This window comes from Romboutsia sp., from assembly GCF_051659545.1.
Lineage (GTDB): Bacteria > Bacillota > Clostridia > Peptostreptococcales > Peptostreptococcaceae > JBOFOR01.
Genome location: NZ_JBOFOR010000334.1, coordinates 1 through 19,347, shown reverse-complemented (window position 1 = coordinate 19,347; position 19,347 = coordinate 1). Strand labels below are relative to the sequence as shown.

Here is a 19,347-nt window from a genome sequence, read left to right as displayed (position 1 = left end):
GACCATATTGAAGGTAACAATTACAGATATAGCAAATGATGTAGGTGTATCCATATCTACTGTTTCAAGAACATTAAATTATGATGAAACATTAAATATAGGAGAAGAAACAAGAAAGAAAATTTTTGAAGTAGCAGAAAAATTAAAGTATGAGTCACCTGTTAGGAAAAAGCGTAAGAAAAAATATAATATAGGAGTGTATTGTTCATACTCATATGAGGAAGAATTAATAGACACTTATTACTTATCGATAAGAATTGCAATAGAAAATAAATTAAAAGAAGAAAAAGTAAATATACAGAGAATAGAAAGCATAGATGAATTTAAAAATATCAAAAATATAGATGGAATAATAGCACTAGGTACATTTGATGAACTAGATATAGCAAATATGGAATTGTGTGAAAAACCCATTATTTTTGTAGACCATAAATCTGATGATGAAAAGTTTGACTGTGTAGTAATTGATTTTGAAAAAGCTACAAAGAAGGCTATGGAGTATTTATTTGAATTAGGTCATAATAAAATTGCATTTATAGGTGGTTGTGACTATGACTATAAAGGAAACAAAATGCAGGACTATAGAGAAATAAACTATACTAGATTCATGAAAGAAAAAAAAATTTATAATGAAGCATATATAAAGATGGGAAAATACGATGCGAATTATGGATTTGTATCTACAAAAGAACTAATCAAAAGTGGAAATTTACCAACAGCAATAATTGTTGCAAATGACTCAATCGCAATAGGATGCTATAAGGCTATCCTAGAGGAAGGACTTAGTATACCGAATGATATTAGTATAATCGGATTTAATGATATTAGTACATCAGAGTATATGTTTCCACCATTAACAACAATAAGATTACATTCTGAATTTATGGGAATAACAGCTGTGGAAACACTGCTTGAAAGATTAATAACAGAAAGAGAGCTATCAAAGACTGTAATTATACCAACTAAACTTATTACAAGAGAGAGCTGTACAAAAATATCACAAGAATAAAAATAGGATTAAGGGGATAGAGGAATGAGATATAAAGGGGTTATATTTGATTTAGATGGAGTAATCACTGATACAGCACAGTATCATTATGTGGCATGGAAGGACTTAGGAATAAAAATAGGTATAGATATTGATGAAGAGTTTAATGAAAGTTTAAAAGGAATATCTAGGCTAGAATCATTAGAAAAAATACTTATTAGAGGAAATAAAGAAAATGATTATAATAACTTACAAAAAGAGGATTTAGCAAAATCTAAAAATGAGTATTATGTAAGTTTGTTAGATAGACTAACACCAAATGATGTACTAGAAAATATAGTAGAAACATTAAACTATCTAAAAGAAAGCAACATAAAAATAGGGTTGGCATCTGCAAGTAAAAATGCGCCAACTATATTAAATAAATTGCAATTAATAGATTACTTTGATGTAATAGTAGACCCATCACAAGTAGAAAGAGGAAAACCAAGCCCAGATATATTCTTAGAATGTGCTAAAATGTTAGATTTAAATGTTAAAGAATGTATAGGAATTGAAGATTCAGAAGCTGGTGTAGTAGCTATAAATGAATCTAATATGCTATCAATTGGAATTGGAAGTGAATCTAATTTAAATCATGCAAATATGGTATTATCAAGTACAAAAGAGTTAATACAAACAATAAAAACTTTAATAAGTTAATAAATATAAAAAGCCAATTTATTAGAGCTGTAACGGTATAATAGAAAATACAGAGTAGCTATAAGATTGCAAAAGAGCTGATAAGGAAAAAGTCCATATCAGTTCTTTTTACTTTTATTAAATTAATAACATAAACCACAAGGTACGTACCCTGATGCTTTAGCTTCGTCTTCACTCATTTTTGTAGAACTTTTCATATCATGAGCATGAGCGCTAGAATGGTACTTATCAGAATTAGAATTACCACTGTTAGCGTAAACAGTTTTAGAACTAGAACTAGAACTAGAATGTTTTTTACTAGATGATGAATTATAAGCATCTACATCATATCCTTTGTTTGTTACATACCCTGGAACAGACCAAATATTTAATTTACTGTCTTTAGCCTTATCCTGAGCTTTAGATAACCTATCTAAATGTCTTTTTTGAGAATATACGAATCCAACTCTAGCATACCCTTTAGAGATTATTTTCTCGTTGTACATTTCCCAGTTAGAATCTTCATTAGAATAGAACCATAAATAGCCTAAATGTCTATCATACTTATCTGTTTTATCACCCTCATCGTATTCGATGTAAACAGTATCACCAGCTTTTAAAACCTCTTTAGCATAATCTGATGCTTCTATAGAGTAAGGCTGAGGATCTACACCTTTCTTTACTGATTCTGGAGTATCTACTAATAGCAATCTTAAAGTAACTACTTCTCCAGAATCTGATATTTTAAGTTTCATAGTGTCTCCATCCACAACTCTTTCAACAGTTGCTTTTACAGAACCTTCAGGAACATTAGTAATATTTTCTAAAATACTTACAGATTCACTATTTTGTGATGAGTATGAATTTGTACCTGTCTCTTGGTCAAGAGTAGAACAACCAGTAAATAGTATGGAAAGAGTTAATACTCCTGATAGTATTAAGGATTTTAATTTTTTTATATTGTCTAGTTTCATAAGATGTCTCCTTTTATAATGATTTTGCTACATATTATTATATTATAACGAAAGAAGAATAAACACAAAAAATTATAAATGACAATATTCTATGAAATACTATATGAATATATAAATTGTATTGATTGTATGTAAAATGTATAATAGTTAGTATAAAATTTTGTAATAATTTTACATAAATAAAAGTAAAAATATTACTCAAACTGTAATGGGAAAATATTTTCATGGAAAGTATAATAAAGACATAAAGTAAAATAACAACTAAGAGGGGGAACACTTATGAATAAATTTTTAGAAATTCTAGAAAAATTTATGACACCAATTTCAATGAAAATATCATCAAATAAAGTATTACAATCAGTAAAAGACGCGTTTATACTAAGTATACCGTTTACAGTTGTAGGGTCATTTGTAGGACTAATAAAAATGCAATTAGAGTACTTTACAAAGGGAGCTGAAAATAACTTACTAACTTCATTAATAAATGTACTTGGTACAGTTGGAGATATATCAATGGCACTAATCGGAGTAGTAATTGTTATGGCATCAGCATATTACCTATCAGAAAAACTTAAAACAAAAGAAAATAATATAAATTCTATGATTGTAGCATTACTTGCTTTAGTAGCATACATGGCAACAATACCAACAACTATACTAGAACCAGAATCAGGTAATATAATAAGTGGTTATGCTAGAAACTTCTTCAATTACGAAGGAATGTTCACAGGATTAATAGTAGGTTTAGTAACAGCCTTCTTATACAACAAATTAATACAAACTAAGATGACAATAAACTTACCAGATGGAGTACCTCCAGGGATATTAAATTCATTTAAATCTATAATACCTATGGCAATTATAATAACTATGTTTGCTCTAGTTAAAGAATTAGTAATGACGATTGGATATGAATCATTACAAGAAATGATAACAAAACTAATAGTATCACCTTTATCAGATATAGGAACAGGATTACCAGCAATAATAATAGTTATAGTATTTATGCAATTGCTTTGGTTCTTTGGACTTCACGGTTTCTCAATAATGTGGGGATTAATCTCAGCAATATGGTTACCAGTATTCATGAATCATATAGATATATACGCTAGAACTCAAGATTTCTCTGCTATAACAGAAGTAGCACCAAATGTTATGAGTAATATATATGCAATGATAGGTGGTTCGGGATCTACATTAGCATTAATAATAGCTATATTATTAATCTTCAAAAAAGAATCATCAGAAAGAGCAATAGCTAAGATATCTTTAGTACCAGGTTTATTCAATATAAATGAGCCAATAATATTTGGACTTCCAATAGTATTAAATCCTATAATGTTTATACCATTTATATTTGTACCAGTAATCAATGCTGTAATAGCATACTTTGCAACAGCATCAGGACTAGTTACACCAATGGTTGTGTTAAATGCAGGGGTTGAACCAGTATTACTTAATGCTTGGGTATTAGGAGCATTTAAATTAAGTCCAGTACTATTAATGTTAGCATTATTAGTATTAGATGTAGTGATATATGCACCATTCGTAAAAGTACTACAAAAGCAAAATGAGAAAAAGTTAGAAGATAGTAGCGATGTAAACAAAATAATAAACTTATAATATTATACTCCACTTGTGATTAAGTATTTGAAAATCATAAGTGGAGTATTTTTAATGCAGATAATATTTTAATTCTATAAAATAAGTAAAAATATTACTTAACTAGTAATGGGAAATCTATTTCATAAATTATAAAATAAAAATATAAAAAAAAGAATCATTATTGGGAGGACAGAATATGAAAAACCTACATTATATACCTCATACTCATTGGGATAGAGAATGGTATAGATCATCAGACGCATTTAGAATAAGATTAACATATAGCTTTGACATGTTATTAGATATATTAGATAAAAATCCAGAGTATAAATACTTTACCTTTGATGGACAAACAGCAGCACTTGAAGATTATATTTCAATCAGACCTGAAAATAAAGAAAAAATAAGTAAATATATTTTAGAAAAAAGATTATTTGTGGGTCCTTGGTATATACAGCCAGATTTATTTCTTGTAAGTGGAGAGTCTATACTTAGAAACTTAGTTATAGGGTCTAATATAGCTAGTGACTTAGGTAATTGTATGGAGATTGGATGGGTTCCGGATGCATTTGGACAAATTCAGAGTACTCCACAAATATTCAAAGAATTAGGAATGAAAGCAGTATTTGCCTGGAGAGGATTTAATTATAGAAGAACTAAAGATTCTGTATTTCTTTGGGAAGCTCCTAATGGAGAAAAGCTACTAACTATACATTTCCCTCTTGGATATGGACACTATAGATATCTTCCAAATAATAAGGAAGATGCTATAAAAGATATACAAACTGTTATAGATAAAGTTGAGAATAGATTTTTTGATAAGCAACTACTATTTATGGGTGGAAGCGACCATGCAAGACCACAAGGAGAAATAACAGAGATATTAAGTGAAGTAAATGAAGAATTTGAGAAAAATGGATACAATATAAAAATTTCAAATCCAGAAGAATTTGTAGAGGATGTATTAGAAGACCAATCAATATCTAAACGTGAGATGGAAGTCTACAAAGGTGAAGCAAGATCTGCTGATTTAGGAAGAATACATGCAGGAATATCATCTACTAGAATGGATATAAAAAATCCAATGAAGGACTATGAAACAAAGTTGCCTTTAGTAGCGGAGCCAATGTCTGTTTTAAATAGTTTATTTGGAGGAATCTATAGCCAATCAATAAGCAATTTCTTCTGGAAGATTTTATTTAAAAACCAGTTCCATGATTCAATATACTCATCTTCTCCAGAGTCTGTAAACAACTCTGTAGAAAATAGATTATTAAATCTAAGACATGGAATAAATGAAATGATATGGCTAAACTTCAGATTCTTAAGAGATAAAATAAACTTTAGTGGACTAAATGAAAATGAACAACCTATTATATTATTTAACACACTTCCATACAAAAGAAAGGATTTAGCTTTCGTAAATTTATATGTTAAGAATGATAATTTCACTATAAAGGACTTTAACAACAATGAAATAGAATTTGTAAAGCTATCTAACTTAGAAGAAATAAATAATGAAATAGAACAATACAATGGATTATTAAACTTAAATGACATAGCAGAAGTTTGTGAAGGGACTATGAAGCAAGTTCAAATAAAAATAAAAGCAGATATACTACCACCTATGGGGTATAGAGCTATAAAAATATGTTACAACGAGTCACCTAAGTTAAACATCTCTAGTGACTTAAGCATAGATGAAAAAAATAGAGAAATAGAAAACAAATACTTAAAAATCAAGATAAAAGATGATGGTACTTTAAGTGTACTAAATAAGAAAAACAATGTAGCTTATGAAAATGTACTTTATTTTGAAGAAAAAGGTGACGATGGAGATGAGTACAACTATTCTCCACCGGTTAAAGACGTAGTTATAACTACTAAAGGTACAAAGGCAGAGATAACTTTATTAGAGTCAAACTCTTTATTTGTAAAATATGAGATAGTTCATAAAATAGATGCACCTTTTGAGTGTATTAACCACGAAAGAAGTGAAAAATTAGAGACTTCTTATATAGTTACAGATCTAGTATTAGAATCTGAAAGTCAAAGAATAGATTTCAAAACAACTATTATTAACAACAACAAAGACCATATAATAAGAGCTATATTTGAGGATGTATATGAAAGTAAAGAAAGTTTAAGCGAAGACCATTTTGGAAGTGTTATTAGAGATAATGAAATTAAAGACTTTAAAAAATTAGAAGATGGAGCAACAGAACTTGAGTTGCCTATATATCCAATGCAAGGCTATGTAAAACTAAATCATGATAAAGAACTATTTGCAGTTTTATCAAAAGGACCAAGTGAGTATGAAATATACAATGATAAATCAATAGCACTAACTCTTATAAGATGTGTTGGTAAATTTGGTAAAGCAGATTTAAAAATTAGACCAGGAAGAGCCTCAGGATATAGACTAAATACTCCGAGCTCACAACTTTTAAAAGAAGTTACTTCACAGTATTCACTATACTTAGACAACAAAGTAAGTATAGGAAGTATATCAAAGGAAGCTAACAAGCTAAAGGTAGAAGTAATGACTAGACATCTAAAAGACTTCACAAGAGAAATAAATGATAATTTAGCTGATGAGTTTTCTTTAATAGAGTTAGATGAAAGGGTAGAAATAATGACTCTTAAAAAAGCTGAAAAGAATAATGACTTAGTTTTAAGAATAAAAAATAGCAACGATTTTGATGTTGAAAACATAAATATAAAACTTAATGATTTAATAAAAGAGGCTTACAAAGCATCTTTAAGAGAAGAAGAAATAGAAAAATTAAAAATAGAGAATAACAACTTAGTTATTAACAAAATAACTAAAAACTCTTTCTTAACATTAATATTAAAAGCAGTATAAAGGAGATTAGTATGAGTGAGATATTAGCAAATATAAAAAATGGACTAATAGTATCTTGCCAAGCTTTAGCTAATGAGCCACTTCATTCCCCGTTTATAATGGGGAGGATGGCTCTTGCAGCTAAAGAAGGTGGTGCAGTAGGTATAAGAGCTAACGGAGTTAGTGATATAAATGAAATAAAAAGTGTGGTAGATTTACCTATCATAGGAATTGTAAAAAGAGATTATGAAAACTCCGATGTATACATAACTCCAACCATGAAAGAAGTAGATGAACTAGCAAGTACAAATTGTGAAGTAATAGCAATTGATGCAACTATATCTAAAAGACCTGATAATACTAGTCTTGAAAACTTTGTAAAAAACATAAGAGATAAGTATCCAAAATTAAAAGTAATGGCAGATTGTTCAACTATAGAAGAAGCTATAATAGCAGATAAAATAGGCGTTGATTTTATAGCACCTACACTAGTTGGATATACAAAGCAATCTGAAGGATTAAAAATTGCAGAAAATGACTTTTGCATATTAAGAAAAATTATAGAATCTGTTAATACACCAGTTATAGCAGAAGGAAACGTAGATACACCACAAAAAGCTAAGAGAGTACTAGAATTAGGTGCCCACTCTATAGTAGTAGGTTCTATAATAACTAGACCACAAGTAATAACTAAAAGATTTGTAGATGAGATAAAAGGAGAATAGCCATGAAAGTAATTTATATTCCTTTAGATGAAAGGCCATGTAATAAATTATACCCAGAATATATAGCTAGTTGTAGTGATGAAATAAATATAGTAAGTCCAGATATGAAAATATTAGGATACAAAAAAACTCCATGCAACATAGAAGCTGTATGGAGTTTTTTAGAAGAGAATGCTAAAGATGCTGATGTAGCAATATTATCTATAGATATGTTACTTTATGGAGGCTTATTACCATCAAGACTACATCTAAATACAGAACAAGATTTATCCATATACATAGATAGAATAAAGAAATTAAAAAGTGAAAATAAGAAACTAAAAATATATGCCTTCAATTTAATAATGAGAACACCAAAGTATAGTTCTAGCGATGAAGAACCAGAATACTATGAATATTATGGTGAGGAAATATTTAAAAGATCATATTTAAATGACAAAAAAGAAAGAGAAGGTATATTACCTCAAGAAGAAGAATATCTACTTAAATTACAAACTAATATACCAAAAGCACATATAGTAGACTATGAAATAAGAAGAAATACTAACGTTCAAATGAACAAAAAAGTTTTAGAATTATTAAAAGACAATATAATAGATTACTTAGTTATACCACAAGATGATTCATGTGAATTTGGGTATACAGCAATAGACCAAAGAAAAATAAATCAATACATAGATACAAATAATCTAGTAGGAGATGTATTAATATACCCTGGAGCAGATGAAGTAGGAGCCACTTTGTTATCTAGAGCTTATAGTGATTACAAAAACAAAAAAGTAAAAATATATCCTATATACTCTTCAATATTAGGACCACAAACAATTCCTTTATATGAAGATAGACCTATGATGGAATCCTTAAAATCTCATATAATATCATCTGGTGGTCAAATTGCACTTAATCATGAAGAAGCAGATGTTATACTAGCAATCAATTCACCAGGTAAAGTAATGCAAGAATCTTGGGATCAATTTGATAAAAGAGATGGTAGTTATGATTCCTTTAGAAATTTATTATCATTTACACTTACTATAAAAGACTTTGTAGATAAGGGTAAAAATGTTATACTAGCTGACTGTGCGTATGCAAATGGGGGAGACTACCAATTAATAAAACTATTAGATAAATACAACATACTAGATAAGTTAAAAGCATATTATGGATGGAATACTCACTGTAATAGTCTAGGTACTACATTAAGTCAAGGAATAATAACTTACTTTGGATGTAATGAAGAGAATGTAAAAAAGAGCTTAGTATATCATTTATTAGAAGATGTATTTTATCAAAGTAAGATAAGAATGTATGTTAATAAAAATATATTACCTACATACCAATGTAATTACTTTGATATATCAAGTTCGATTGAAGATATACAAGATAAGATTACACAATTAGTTAAATCTGAATTTGAGAACACTATTATAAATTCATTTGAAGACAAAACTATAACAACTCTAAGTGTATATAATCCATGGAAGAGAATGTTTGAAATCGGATTAGAATTAGAGGTGGAATAATGAGAGAATTTTTCGCTATAGATATAGGTGGAACGGCTATAAAATATGGAATAGTAAATCAACTTGGAGAAATTCTATACTCAAACTCTACAGATACAGAAGCTACAAAAGGTAGCCAACATATAATGAATACGGTTATAGATATAATAAACTTTTTAAAAGAAAAAAATGAAACTGTTAAACATGTTGGTATATCTAGTGCTGGAGTTATAGATAACAATGAAGGAAAAGTAGTATATGCAGGTTATACTATGCCTGGTTACAGTAATACAAGCATCAAAGAAATAATAGAGAAAGCAACAAATATGATAGTAGAAGTAGAAAATGATGTAAACTGTGCTCTATTAGGTGAAAAGTGGATAGGTGCGGGAAAAGAACTTACAGATTTTATGATGCTAACTGTAGGAACAGGTATTGGTGGAGCCCTTTGTATAAACAATAGTATTTATAGTGGCAAATACTTCTCAGCAGGAGAAGTAGGATATATGAAAGTAAGAGGAGAGGACTTCCAACTAAAAGCATCTACTCAAGGTTTAATAAATACTGTAAAAAAACAATTAAACATAGAAAACTTAGACGGAAAACAAGTTTTTGAATTAGCAAAAAATAATAAAGAAGTAGCAGATAGAGTAGAAGAGTTTTATGAATATTTAGCAGAAGGAATTAACAATATTGCATGTGTAATGAACCCAGAAAAAATAATAGTTGGGGGAGGAATAACTGCAAATGCAGAATTTGAAAATATGCTAAATAAAGCTTTTATGAAATATGTAGATAACATAAAAATAAAAAAGGATTTAATAACTACTGCCAAACTAGGAAATAACGCAGGAATGGTAGGAGCAATATATAAATTTATTCAATAGACAACAAAAGATAATATGGTAGAATAGTATAAAAGACAAGAATATAAAACTATTTTAGGTGATTATTATGAATTTAGTGGACAGAATAAACAAGCACGGAGGCAATTTAAGTAATACTGAAAAATACTGCCTAGACAATATTATCAATAATGAAAGTATGGTGAAAGTAACTATACAACAATTAGCAGATAGTTTAAACGTATCAACAACAACTATCTTTAGAATGGTAAAAAAGCTAGAATATAAGTCATTTAACGATTTTAAAGATGACTTACTGCTTAACAAAACTCTTACTCTTGAAAATTCATTAATTCCAGATGAAGATGATGAGATAATAAACAACTTAAGCAGACAATATCTACAAACTTTACAACTTATGAAAAGTGTAGATTTTGATCCAATTGTAAAAAATATAAAAGAATCAAAAAACGTTTTAATATGTGCCATGGGAATGACACACTACATAGCAAGAGTTTTAGAGATTAAGATAAAGTTAAATGGTATAAACTCAAGACATTTTAGTGATCCTTGGTTTATGAAACTAGAAGCTAATTCAATGGGTGAAGGTGATATGTTAATCATATTATCTAAGACAGGTGAGACAAAAGAGATTATTGAAGTGGCCAATATAGCCAAATTGAATAAATGTAAAATTTTATTTATAGGGGAAGTTGGCAAGTCAACAATAAAAGAAATGTCTGATTACTTTATTCCAGTTGCCAATACGGAAAATATAGGATTAGATTTAGATACAAGGCTTCAAATACATGTTGCAACCAATTATCTTATGAAAAAGATTTATAAGTAAAATATATTACTTATATAAAATAAAAAAATGAACGAAATTCTGAGATAAAAATACAAAATTAGTAAAAAAATTACAATAAAAAAATAAAAATATGTTTAAACAATAAACAAATGTAGTATAATTAATAATAGAAATACAACATAATATACAGGGGAGCGAATTTTGCTGAGAGGAGATATTAAATCTCGACCCTTTAACCTGATTTGGGTAATGCCAACGTAGGAAGTAGATAATTATTATACATATACTATGCATATTTAAAGTCTTATCCTACAGGATAGGACTTTTTTTAAGTTAAAAAAATTAATCAAAAGAGAGGATGAGTTAAACATGGTTATAGCAGATATAGCAGTAGTACCACTAAGACCATATAAGGGGGAAGAGGAAATGTATAAGGTAGTAGATAAATGTATCGAACTTATACAAGAAAGTGGCTTAAAATATGAAATAGCAGCTATGAGTACAACAATAGAAGGAGAGTTTGAGGAAGTTTTTGAAATTATAAAAAAAGCACACAAACTACCACTAGAATTGGGATGTGAAAGAGTTATAACAACTGTTAGGATAGACGAAAAAGCTGGAGGAATTACCATAAATGAAAAGCTTAAAAATCACAGATAAACACAAAGATTATCTGTACCCAATAATAACTTTCATAAGCTTATTAATACTTTGGCAAGTTATAGTAGAAGTTAGAGATATACCTCAATACATACTACCAACGCCAATAGATATATTAAAAGTATTTATAGAAGATTATCAAAGTTTATTTGATAATACAATGGTTACACTATATGAAACAGTACTTGGATTTAGCTTAGCATTAGCACTAGCCTTAGCTATAGGAGTACTAATGGACTTTTTACCTATAGTTAGAAAATGTCTGTATCCAATACTATTAGTTTCTCAGACAATACCAACAATTACAATAGCACCACTTTTAATAATCTGGTTTGGATTTGGGACCTTACCTAAAATATTAATGGTTAGTCTTACTTGTTTCTTTCCAATACTTGTAAGCTTTGTAGATGGGCTAGAAAACATAGACAAAGACTATTTGAATTTATTCAAAACTATGAAAAGTAGCAAGATAAATACTTTTATGCACTTAAAACTACCTATGTCTATGGACAAATTATTTTCAGGGGTAAAGATATCAGCTACATATATGGTAGTAGCAGCAACAGTAGCAGAATGGCTAGGAGGAACTGAAGGCCTAGGAGTATACATGGTAAGGGCGAAAAGTGCATATGCACTAGATAAAGTTTTTGCATCAACTATAATAGTTGTTATTTTTAGTTTAATATTTGTAGGATTATCACAAATAGCTAAAAAAATGATAATAAGGCATAAATAACTCAGGGAGGATAGATTTTATGAAACTTAAAAAAATAATATCACTAGGACTAGTTACAGCATTAGGATTAGGAACAATGACAGGATGTTCTAGTAAAAATGATAAAGAAGATAACGGACTTAAAGATGTAACAATGGTACTAGATTGGACACCAAATACAAACCATACAGGACTATACGTTGCACTTGAAAATGGATATTTTAAAGAAGAAGGACTAAATGTAAAAATAGTTCAACCATCAGAAGGTAGTGCTCCAACACTAGTTGCAACTGGAAAAGGGGACTTTGGTATAAGTTATCAAGAAGAACTTACCTTTGCAAAAACTAGTAAAGATCCACTTCCAATAAAAGCTATAGCGACTATAATACAACACAATACCTCTGGATTTGCTTCACCAAAGGAAAAAAATATAGCTTCAGCAAAAGACTTTGAAGGAAAAGTTTATGGTGGATGGGGATCTCCATCAGAAGATGCAGTACTTGATGCAGTTATGAAAAAAGAAAATAAAGATTTTTCTAAGCTAAAGGTAGTCAACGTTGGAGAAGATGATTTCTTCAGTGCTGTAAATAAAAATGTAGATATGATGTGGATATTTGAAGGATGGACAGGAATAGAAGCCAAGCAAAAAGGAATAGATTTAAACTATATACCAATAAGAGAATTAGATGAGAGATTAGATTATTACACACCTATAATAGTTTCAAGTGAAAAATTATTAAAAGAAGATCCAGAACTAGCTAAGAAGTTTTTAAACGCTACATCAAAAGGATATAATTTTGCTATAGAAAACCCAGAAGAAGCTGCAAAAATATTAGTAAAACATGCTCCAGAAGTAGATGAGACATTAGCAGTAGAGAGTCAAAAGTACTTAGCTAAAGAATATATATCAGATGCTAAAAGATGGGGAGAAATGAAAGATAGCGTGTGGAACAACTACACTAATTTCTTAAAAGAATATAAATTAATAGAAAAGGATTTAAAAGCTAGTGATGCATATACAAATGAATTCTTACCAGAATAAAGAAAAGCTAGTATTAAGCAATATTAGCAAAAAATATGAAGATACTTTAGTATTAGATGACATAAGCCTGAAGGTAAATGAAGGAGAGTTAGTATCTATATTAGGGCCTAGTGGAAGTGGGAAAAGTACTATATTTAATATAATAACTTCACTTACTAAAGAGGATAATGGAAAAGTTGTTGTAAATGGAGATATAAGCTATATGCAGCAAAAAGACTTGCTTCTTCCATACAAAACTATAATAGACAATGTTAGCTTGCCACTTATACTTAAGAATAAGTCTAAAAAGGAAGCTAAAGAAGCTGTTAAAGTATATTTTAAAGAATTTGGCTTAGAAGGATATGAGGATAAGTATCCAAGTGAACTTTCTGGTGGAATGAAGCAAAGAACTAACTTTTTAAGGACTTTTATAAATAGTAATGATTTAATGTTACTGGATGAACCTTTTGGAGCACTGGATTCACTAACAAAAGCGAATATGCAAAAATGGTTATTAGATGTGAGAAAAAAGTTTAATTCTACAATAATTCTAATAACTCATGACATAGAAGAAGCTATAAGTTTATCCAATAGGATATATTTAATATCTAATAAACCAGCTAAGATAAAAGAGGAGTTTATATTAAAAGACAAGTCAAAGTTTGAATTTGGAAGTAAGGAATATATAAAACTAAAAAAAGATATACTGAACCTACTTTAAAATATTAGGAGCTATATCAAAATGCAAATAAACCCTGAGGTTAGATATTGCCCCAGGGTTTATTTTATAAAAAATAAATATAAATTCAAAAAATATAAAAAACGAAAGAATACTTTTAATTAAATTTTATTTAACATAAACGGAAGATACATAACCATATCTACCATTGTATTTGATTTTATGCCAATCAAACTTAGTATCTATTACTTCAACCTTAGTACCTTTTTCTAAAGTACCTAAAACATCAAAACTTTTGCCTCTATCACTCATAACCTTTACATTATTTAAACATACTGCATTATTTAAAGTGTATTGATTATTTACACTACTGTTTGTACTATTTCTGTTTAAATATTCTTTTATACCTTTTGCAATTCCATTTACTAATTTTACTTGATAAGCTTTTGTGCTAAGCCTATATCCTTCATTCTTATTTGATATAAAACCACATTCTAGCAATATAGAAGGTTTTTTGTTATCTCTTAACACCTGTAAATTTCCATATCTTACATTTCTATCTTTTGCATTAGTTTCTTCCAACACATTTTTATGGATATAGTTTGCTAGTTCTTTATTAGAATCATTCATGTAGTAAGTTTCAACTCCATTTGCAGATGGATTTACAGATGCATTTTGATGTATTGATATGAATATATCTGCATATGATTTATTTGATTTTGCCGCCCTTTGAGATAGTGATAGATAGGTATCGTCTTCTCTTGTCATCTCAACATTTATGCCCTCTTTTTCTAGAGCATCTCTAAGTTTATTAGCTATTTGCAAGTTTATTTGATCCTCTATATAAAAATTATGCGAGCTTCCATTATCTTTACCACCATGCCCTGGATCTATAAGTACTTTATGTTCCGATGCATTTACCTGAGTATAACTTGAGGCTATAATGCCTAACATTGTAAATACTAATGCTATACTTTTAAATTTTTTGTTCATCAAAATAGGTCTCTCCTTATTGGATATTTTTACCTTTATAAGTATATAAGAGAATTGCGTATTTTTCAACATTATTCGACAAAATACAGTAATAATTTTTCGGATGGATAACTAACTAGATTCTGTATTTATATAAGATACTAAAGTGTTAATATATCATAAAAAATAATTTGTTTTATGATATAATTAATATAATAGAATTAGTAATTTAATCAATACATCATTGAAGAAAGGAGATCATTAGTGGAGATAAGTCTAAAGTATTTAATTAGCACTATGTTCAAACCTAAAAAAGATTCTTATTTTTATAGATTTATAGGAATAAAAAATAAGGATGAATATAATAATGAACTAAAAGTAATACAGTTAAAATGTAATGAAATAAAAGACAAAGTAATAATATTTGACAATGAAATTCCATTAAATGGAGAAATGGAACTTATACAATATATTTACAATGAGCTTTTGACTATGGATATATATAATATGGCTAATCAAGATATAGTAATATTTGATGAGTATAATATAAACAATAGATTTTTAAATGCTCTGCAATATAGTATTAATCTAGCTATACAAAATGAAAAATTCTTTAATGATAATATAAGAAACAACTTTATAACAAAGTTAATAGTATGGACATATACACTTGTTAAAGAAATGTCTATATCGGAGGAAATAAACCCAAAGGTTGTATACTATGGAGAGATAGAGCGACATGAAATTTATTTCTTAATATTACTATATAATATGGGATTTGATGTTATTTATTTGAATCCACTAAAAGAAGAATACTTTGATGAAATAGATGCTGATAAATTAAGTATATTAATTAAAGAAATTCAAATAGATACAGTTGACTCCTTTGAAGAAAGATGCTCAAAAGGGAAACTAAGTGAAAATATTGAAACAATAACCAAGCAAATTCAAAGTGAAATACATCAAGAACTTTTTGTAGATACAGGAATGTTTAAGCCTTGGCAATTTAGAGGTGGATTTACGAAAAGTGCGTTGTTAGACACTATATTGGAGGATATTTATATTTATTACAATGAACCGGCTAAGTTAAGAGAAGGATTTAAAGTAGAAGGAAAAGTGGTTAAAGTTCCTTGTTTTTTCAAAAAAATAGACGGAGAGCATTTAGATCAATTCGAGTATCAAAAGATGGTTAGATATTGTATAGAATCATCAAATACTTTGTTTTTTAATCATGGAAATATATCACGAGATGTAGATGTAAGTGGAGATATGTTTAAATTAATGTTTTGTCAACTAAGTGATGGAACATTTGATATAGAAGAAATAAAAAAATTAGATATTTATAGATTTAAAAAATATAGCAATGAAATTCAGAACTTTTTATTAAATAAATTTAATGAAGTTATAAAAAGAAAAGATTTGTATGAAGAAAATTTAGATAAAGAAGCTAGTTTGAAATTATTGGTTCTAGTATTAGCATTAAATGAGGAAATAGTAAGGCTCATAGATAATTTTGATTTTGTAGATAGAGTACCTAAAATTGTTATATACTTAAATAGTGAAGATGGTATAATCGATAATATGAAATTGTTATTAGGGTATATACACAATATAGGTATTGATATTATTATATTTAATCCTTCTGGACTTTGTAATATATCTAATATCATAAAAAATGAAAGATTTAATAATACTAGGCTTCAAAATATAAACTATAATTCAAATTATAAGAATTTAACAAAGGTAAATACAAAACAAAGTGTATTTACAAAGTTATTTAGATAGATTAAATAATAGGAGAGTAATATATATGAATGAATTTGGAAATGAATTAGAAACCATAGAACAAAGTGATATATACAAACAAAATTTAAGACAAATGAAAGAAGTACAAGATTTAACAAATGAAATTGAAGTGCAAAATATAAATTCAATAATTCAATTTGGTCAAAAAGCAAGTGAGAATATATCAAAAATATCAGATGAATTATTGGTATCTATTAAAGAAGTAAAGGCAGAAGAAGCAGGTGAAATGTTACTTAGCTTAACTAAAATAATGGATAAATTTGATATAAAAGAATTTGAAAATGAAAAACAATCAGGATTAATTTCAAAAATATTCAAAACAGCAGGAGATACAATAGCGAAACTATTCCAAAAATACGATACAATGGGATACGAAATAGAAAAAGTATATGTACTGCTAAAAAGATATGAAAATGAAATAAAAGAAGCAAATCTAAAACTTAAAAAATTATATGATGGAAACATAGAATACTACAAGCAGTTAGAAAAATATATAGTAGCAGGTGAGATTGCATCTGAAGAAGTAGATATGTATATAAATCAGTTTAAAGATGATATGACTATGAATATAGATGAAAAGCAAATGATGGTTCAAAAACTTGAAGTCTGTAAAGAAATGTTACAACAACGTTTATATGACTTAAAAATTGCTGAAAATATAGCAATACAAGCAGCACCAATGATTCAAACTATACAAATGTCAAACTTTAATTTACTAAGAAAAATAAATACATCATTTATAATAACATTACCAATATTTAAACAATGTTTAGCTCAAGCTATTATATTAAAAAGACAAGACATACAGGCTAAATCATTGAAACAATTAGATGACAAAACAAATGAGCTAATAATGAGGAATGCAAATAATACAGCTAGACAATCAGCAGATATAGCTAAAATGGCTTCAGGAAGTGTAGTAGCTATAGAAACATTAGAAAAATCATACCAAACAATTATGAAAGGTATAGAAGATACTAAAGCAATACAACAAGAAAATAAGGCTAAACGTGTTGAAAACACAATGAAGTTAGAACAAATAAAATCAAACATGAAAAGAAATATAAGTGGTGTATAAAGCAATTAATCATGGTAAAATAGCAGACTTAAATAGTATGCTAATGTTATATATGTAAGACTAAATTATAAAAGTAAAGGAGAAACTAAATGAGTTTATTAAATTTACAAAAAAATGACGTACTTGATTTAACAAAAAAAGATCCATCTCTTAATAATATAGTATTAGCTGCAGGATGGGATGTTGCAAAAAAAGGATTGTTCAGTTTTGGAGCTGCTGATATGGATTTAGATTTATCAGGGATTTTATTAGATGAAAATGATAGATTAACAGGAGAAGATGGAATAATATTCTTTGGAAATCAAAGAGGAAAAGGAATATTTTTACATGGAGATAATAGAACAGGTGAAGGTTCTGGAGATGATGAAAGAGTGTCAATTACATTAAATAACTTGCCACAAAACTGTAATAAAGTTATATTTAGTGTAAACATATATCAAGCAAAAGAAAGAAGACAAGATTTTTCAAAAGTTAAAAATGCATATGTAAGAATTCTAAACAGTGATAAAGGAGATACTGAAATCTGTAGATATAACTTAAGTGAAGATGGTAAAAATGGAACATCATTAATATTTGCAGAATTATACAAAATTGGTTCAGATTGGAACTTTAGAGCTGTAGGAGAACTTGTACAAGGTACTTTAACTACATTAGTAAACAAATATAGATAAGAGGTGGATAATATGGGTATAAATTTAGGAGGAAACGCTCCAATATTAAACTTACAAAAAAATGAAGTATTAGATTTAACAAAAAGAAATCCAGGGCTTAAAAAAGTTACATTAGGTGCAGGATGGGATATATCACATGGTGGAGTAGACTTTGATATAGACATAGCGACATTTATGCTAGATGCAAACAATAAGTTCAATACAGTATCAAATGTAATATTCTTTAACAATAAGCAAGGTCAAGGAATAAATTTATCAGGAGATAATAGAACTGGTGCAGGTGAAGGTGATGATGAATCTATACATATAGACTTAGATCAAATAAGTCCAGCTATACAAAAAATAGTATTTGTAGTTACTATACATGAAGCGCAATCAAGAAGACAAACATTTGGAATGGTAAACAATTCATATGTAAGATTATTAGATAGAGAAAATAATAATAGAGAGTTATGTAGATTTAACTTAAAAGCAGATGGATCTACAGCTACATCAGTATTATTTGCTGAACTTTATAGAGATATGAGTGAATGGCAATTTAAAGCTGTTGGAGAAGGTAAAATAGCAGATTTAAATGGAGTATTAGCATTATTTAGCTAAAATATTAAGAGTATCTCACTTTGAGATACTCTTTTTTGTACGTTCAGCATGTCTACTGAGCCGATAGGTTGAAAGAAACCTTATCGCCTAACCAACAGGAAGATAACCCGTAAGCAAGGGCGTCACTGGTAACGGTGAGTCTGAAGGAAGCCGAAGGGGGAATATGGAA

18 protein-coding genes and 1 riboswitch are annotated in these 19,347 nt (G+C 28.4%); of the genes, 16 read left to right on the top strand and 2 right to left on the bottom strand.

What is annotated here, in order from left to right:
* Positions 1–7: 7 nt before the first annotated feature.
* Positions 8–1,009, top strand: a complete 1,002-nt coding sequence (locus tag ACRC03_RS19680; protein ID WP_438654312.1) for a LacI family DNA-binding transcriptional regulator — start codon at positions 8–10, stop codon at positions 1,007–1,009.
* Positions 1,010–1,033: 24 nt separating this feature from the next.
* Entirely contained in the window at positions 1,034–1,690 is a 657-nt protein-coding gene (pgmB, locus tag ACRC03_RS19675) for a beta-phosphoglucomutase (RefSeq protein ID WP_438654311.1), read from the top strand.
* Between the two features lie 122 nt (positions 1,691–1,812).
* On the opposite strand, the gene ACRC03_RS19670 is transcribed toward pgmB, so the two are convergent.
* Positions 1,813–2,643 (bottom strand): thermonuclease family protein, encoded by an 831-nt coding sequence (locus tag ACRC03_RS19670; protein ID WP_438654310.1) that lies wholly within the window; start codon positions 2,641–2,643, stop codon positions 1,813–1,815.
* A gap of 279 nt (positions 2,644–2,922) precedes the next feature.
* Here ACRC03_RS19670 and ACRC03_RS19665 point away from each other — a divergent pair, with 279 nt between their 5' ends.
* The 10 genes from ACRC03_RS19665 (at position 2,923) to ACRC03_RS19620 (ending at position 14,093) form a co-directional block, all read left to right on the top strand.
* Entirely contained in the window at positions 2,923–4,266 is a 1,344-nt protein-coding gene (locus ACRC03_RS19665) for a PTS sugar transporter subunit IIC (RefSeq protein WP_438654309.1), read from the top strand.
* A gap of 178 nt (positions 4,267–4,444) precedes the next feature.
* Positions 4,445–7,114 carry a glycoside hydrolase family 38 C-terminal domain-containing protein gene (locus ACRC03_RS19660; RefSeq protein WP_438654308.1) on the top strand — a complete coding sequence of 890 codons (2,670 nt, stop codon included), beginning with the start codon at positions 4,445–4,447 and terminating at the stop codon, positions 7,112–7,114.
* A gap of 11 nt (positions 7,115–7,125) precedes the next feature.
* A complete protein-coding gene (locus ACRC03_RS19655) occupies positions 7,126–7,818 on the top strand; it encodes an N-acetylmannosamine-6-phosphate 2-epimerase (protein ID WP_438654307.1) in 693 nt (230 codons plus the stop codon).
* A gap of 2 nt (positions 7,819–7,820) precedes the next feature.
* Positions 7,821–9,341, top strand: a complete 1,521-nt coding sequence (locus tag ACRC03_RS19650) for a DUF4127 family protein (RefSeq protein ID WP_438654306.1) — start codon at positions 7,821–7,823, stop codon at positions 9,339–9,341.
* Positions 9,341–10,207 (top strand): ROK family protein, encoded by an 867-nt coding sequence (locus tag ACRC03_RS19645; RefSeq protein WP_438654305.1) that lies wholly within the window; start codon positions 9,341–9,343, stop codon positions 10,205–10,207. The genes ACRC03_RS19650 and ACRC03_RS19645 overlap by 1 nt, the downstream gene beginning before the upstream one ends.
* A 67-nt stretch (positions 10,208–10,274) precedes the next feature.
* Entirely contained in the window at positions 10,275–11,015 is a 741-nt protein-coding gene (locus ACRC03_RS19640) for a MurR/RpiR family transcriptional regulator (RefSeq protein WP_438654304.1), read from the top strand.
* A gap of 139 nt (positions 11,016–11,154) precedes the next feature.
* A riboswitch (TPP riboswitch) is annotated at positions 11,155–11,257 on the top strand.
* Between the two features lie 88 nt (positions 11,258–11,345).
* Positions 11,346–11,636 carry an MTH1187 family thiamine-binding protein gene (locus tag ACRC03_RS19635; RefSeq protein ID WP_438654303.1) on the top strand — a complete coding sequence of 97 codons (291 nt, stop codon included), beginning with the start codon at positions 11,346–11,348 and terminating at the stop codon, positions 11,634–11,636.
* Positions 11,611–12,372: an ABC transporter permease gene (locus ACRC03_RS19630; protein ID WP_438654302.1), complete on the top strand. Its 762-nt coding sequence runs from the start codon at positions 11,611–11,613 to the stop codon at positions 12,370–12,372. The genes ACRC03_RS19635 and ACRC03_RS19630 overlap by 26 nt, the downstream gene beginning before the upstream one ends.
* Before the next feature lie 19 nt (positions 12,373–12,391).
* The gene (locus tag ACRC03_RS19625; RefSeq protein WP_438654301.1) at positions 12,392–13,393 is read left to right on the top strand and encodes an ABC transporter substrate-binding protein; all 1,002 of its coding nucleotides are present in this window, start codon (positions 12,392–12,394) and stop codon (positions 13,391–13,393) included.
* On the top strand, positions 13,374–14,093 hold the full coding sequence (locus tag ACRC03_RS19620) for an ABC transporter ATP-binding protein (RefSeq protein ID WP_438654300.1): 720 nt from the start codon (positions 13,374–13,376) through the stop codon (positions 14,091–14,093). Before ACRC03_RS19625 ends, ACRC03_RS19620 begins: the two co-directional genes overlap by 20 nt.
* Before the next feature lie 126 nt (positions 14,094–14,219).
* Here ACRC03_RS19620 and ACRC03_RS19615 read toward each other — a convergent pair whose 3' ends face one another.
* Positions 14,220–15,044, bottom strand: coding sequence for an N-acetylmuramoyl-L-alanine amidase (locus ACRC03_RS19615; protein WP_438654321.1), 825 nt, complete (start codon positions 15,042–15,044; stop codon positions 14,220–14,222).
* A 243-nt stretch (positions 15,045–15,287) separates the two neighbouring features.
* On the opposite strand from ACRC03_RS19615, the gene ACRC03_RS19610 reads away from it, so the two are divergent.
* The 4 genes from ACRC03_RS19610 (at position 15,288) to ACRC03_RS19595 (ending at position 19,178) form a co-directional block, all read left to right on the top strand.
* Positions 15,288–16,808, top strand: a complete 1,521-nt coding sequence (locus tag ACRC03_RS19610) for a YceG family protein (RefSeq protein ID WP_438654299.1) — start codon at positions 15,288–15,290, stop codon at positions 16,806–16,808.
* A 25-nt stretch (positions 16,809–16,833) separates the two neighbouring features.
* A complete protein-coding gene (locus tag ACRC03_RS19605) occupies positions 16,834–17,907 on the top strand; it encodes a toxic anion resistance protein (RefSeq protein ID WP_438654298.1) in 1,074 nt (357 codons plus the stop codon).
* A gap of 89 nt (positions 17,908–17,996) precedes the next feature.
* A complete protein-coding gene (locus ACRC03_RS19600; protein ID WP_438654297.1) occupies positions 17,997–18,578 on the top strand; it encodes a TerD family protein in 582 nt (193 codons plus the stop codon).
* Positions 18,579–18,590: 12 nt separating this feature from the next.
* Entirely contained in the window at positions 18,591–19,178 is a 588-nt protein-coding gene (locus tag ACRC03_RS19595) for a TerD family protein (protein WP_438654296.1), read from the top strand.
* Positions 19,179–19,347: the final 169 nt, after the last annotated feature.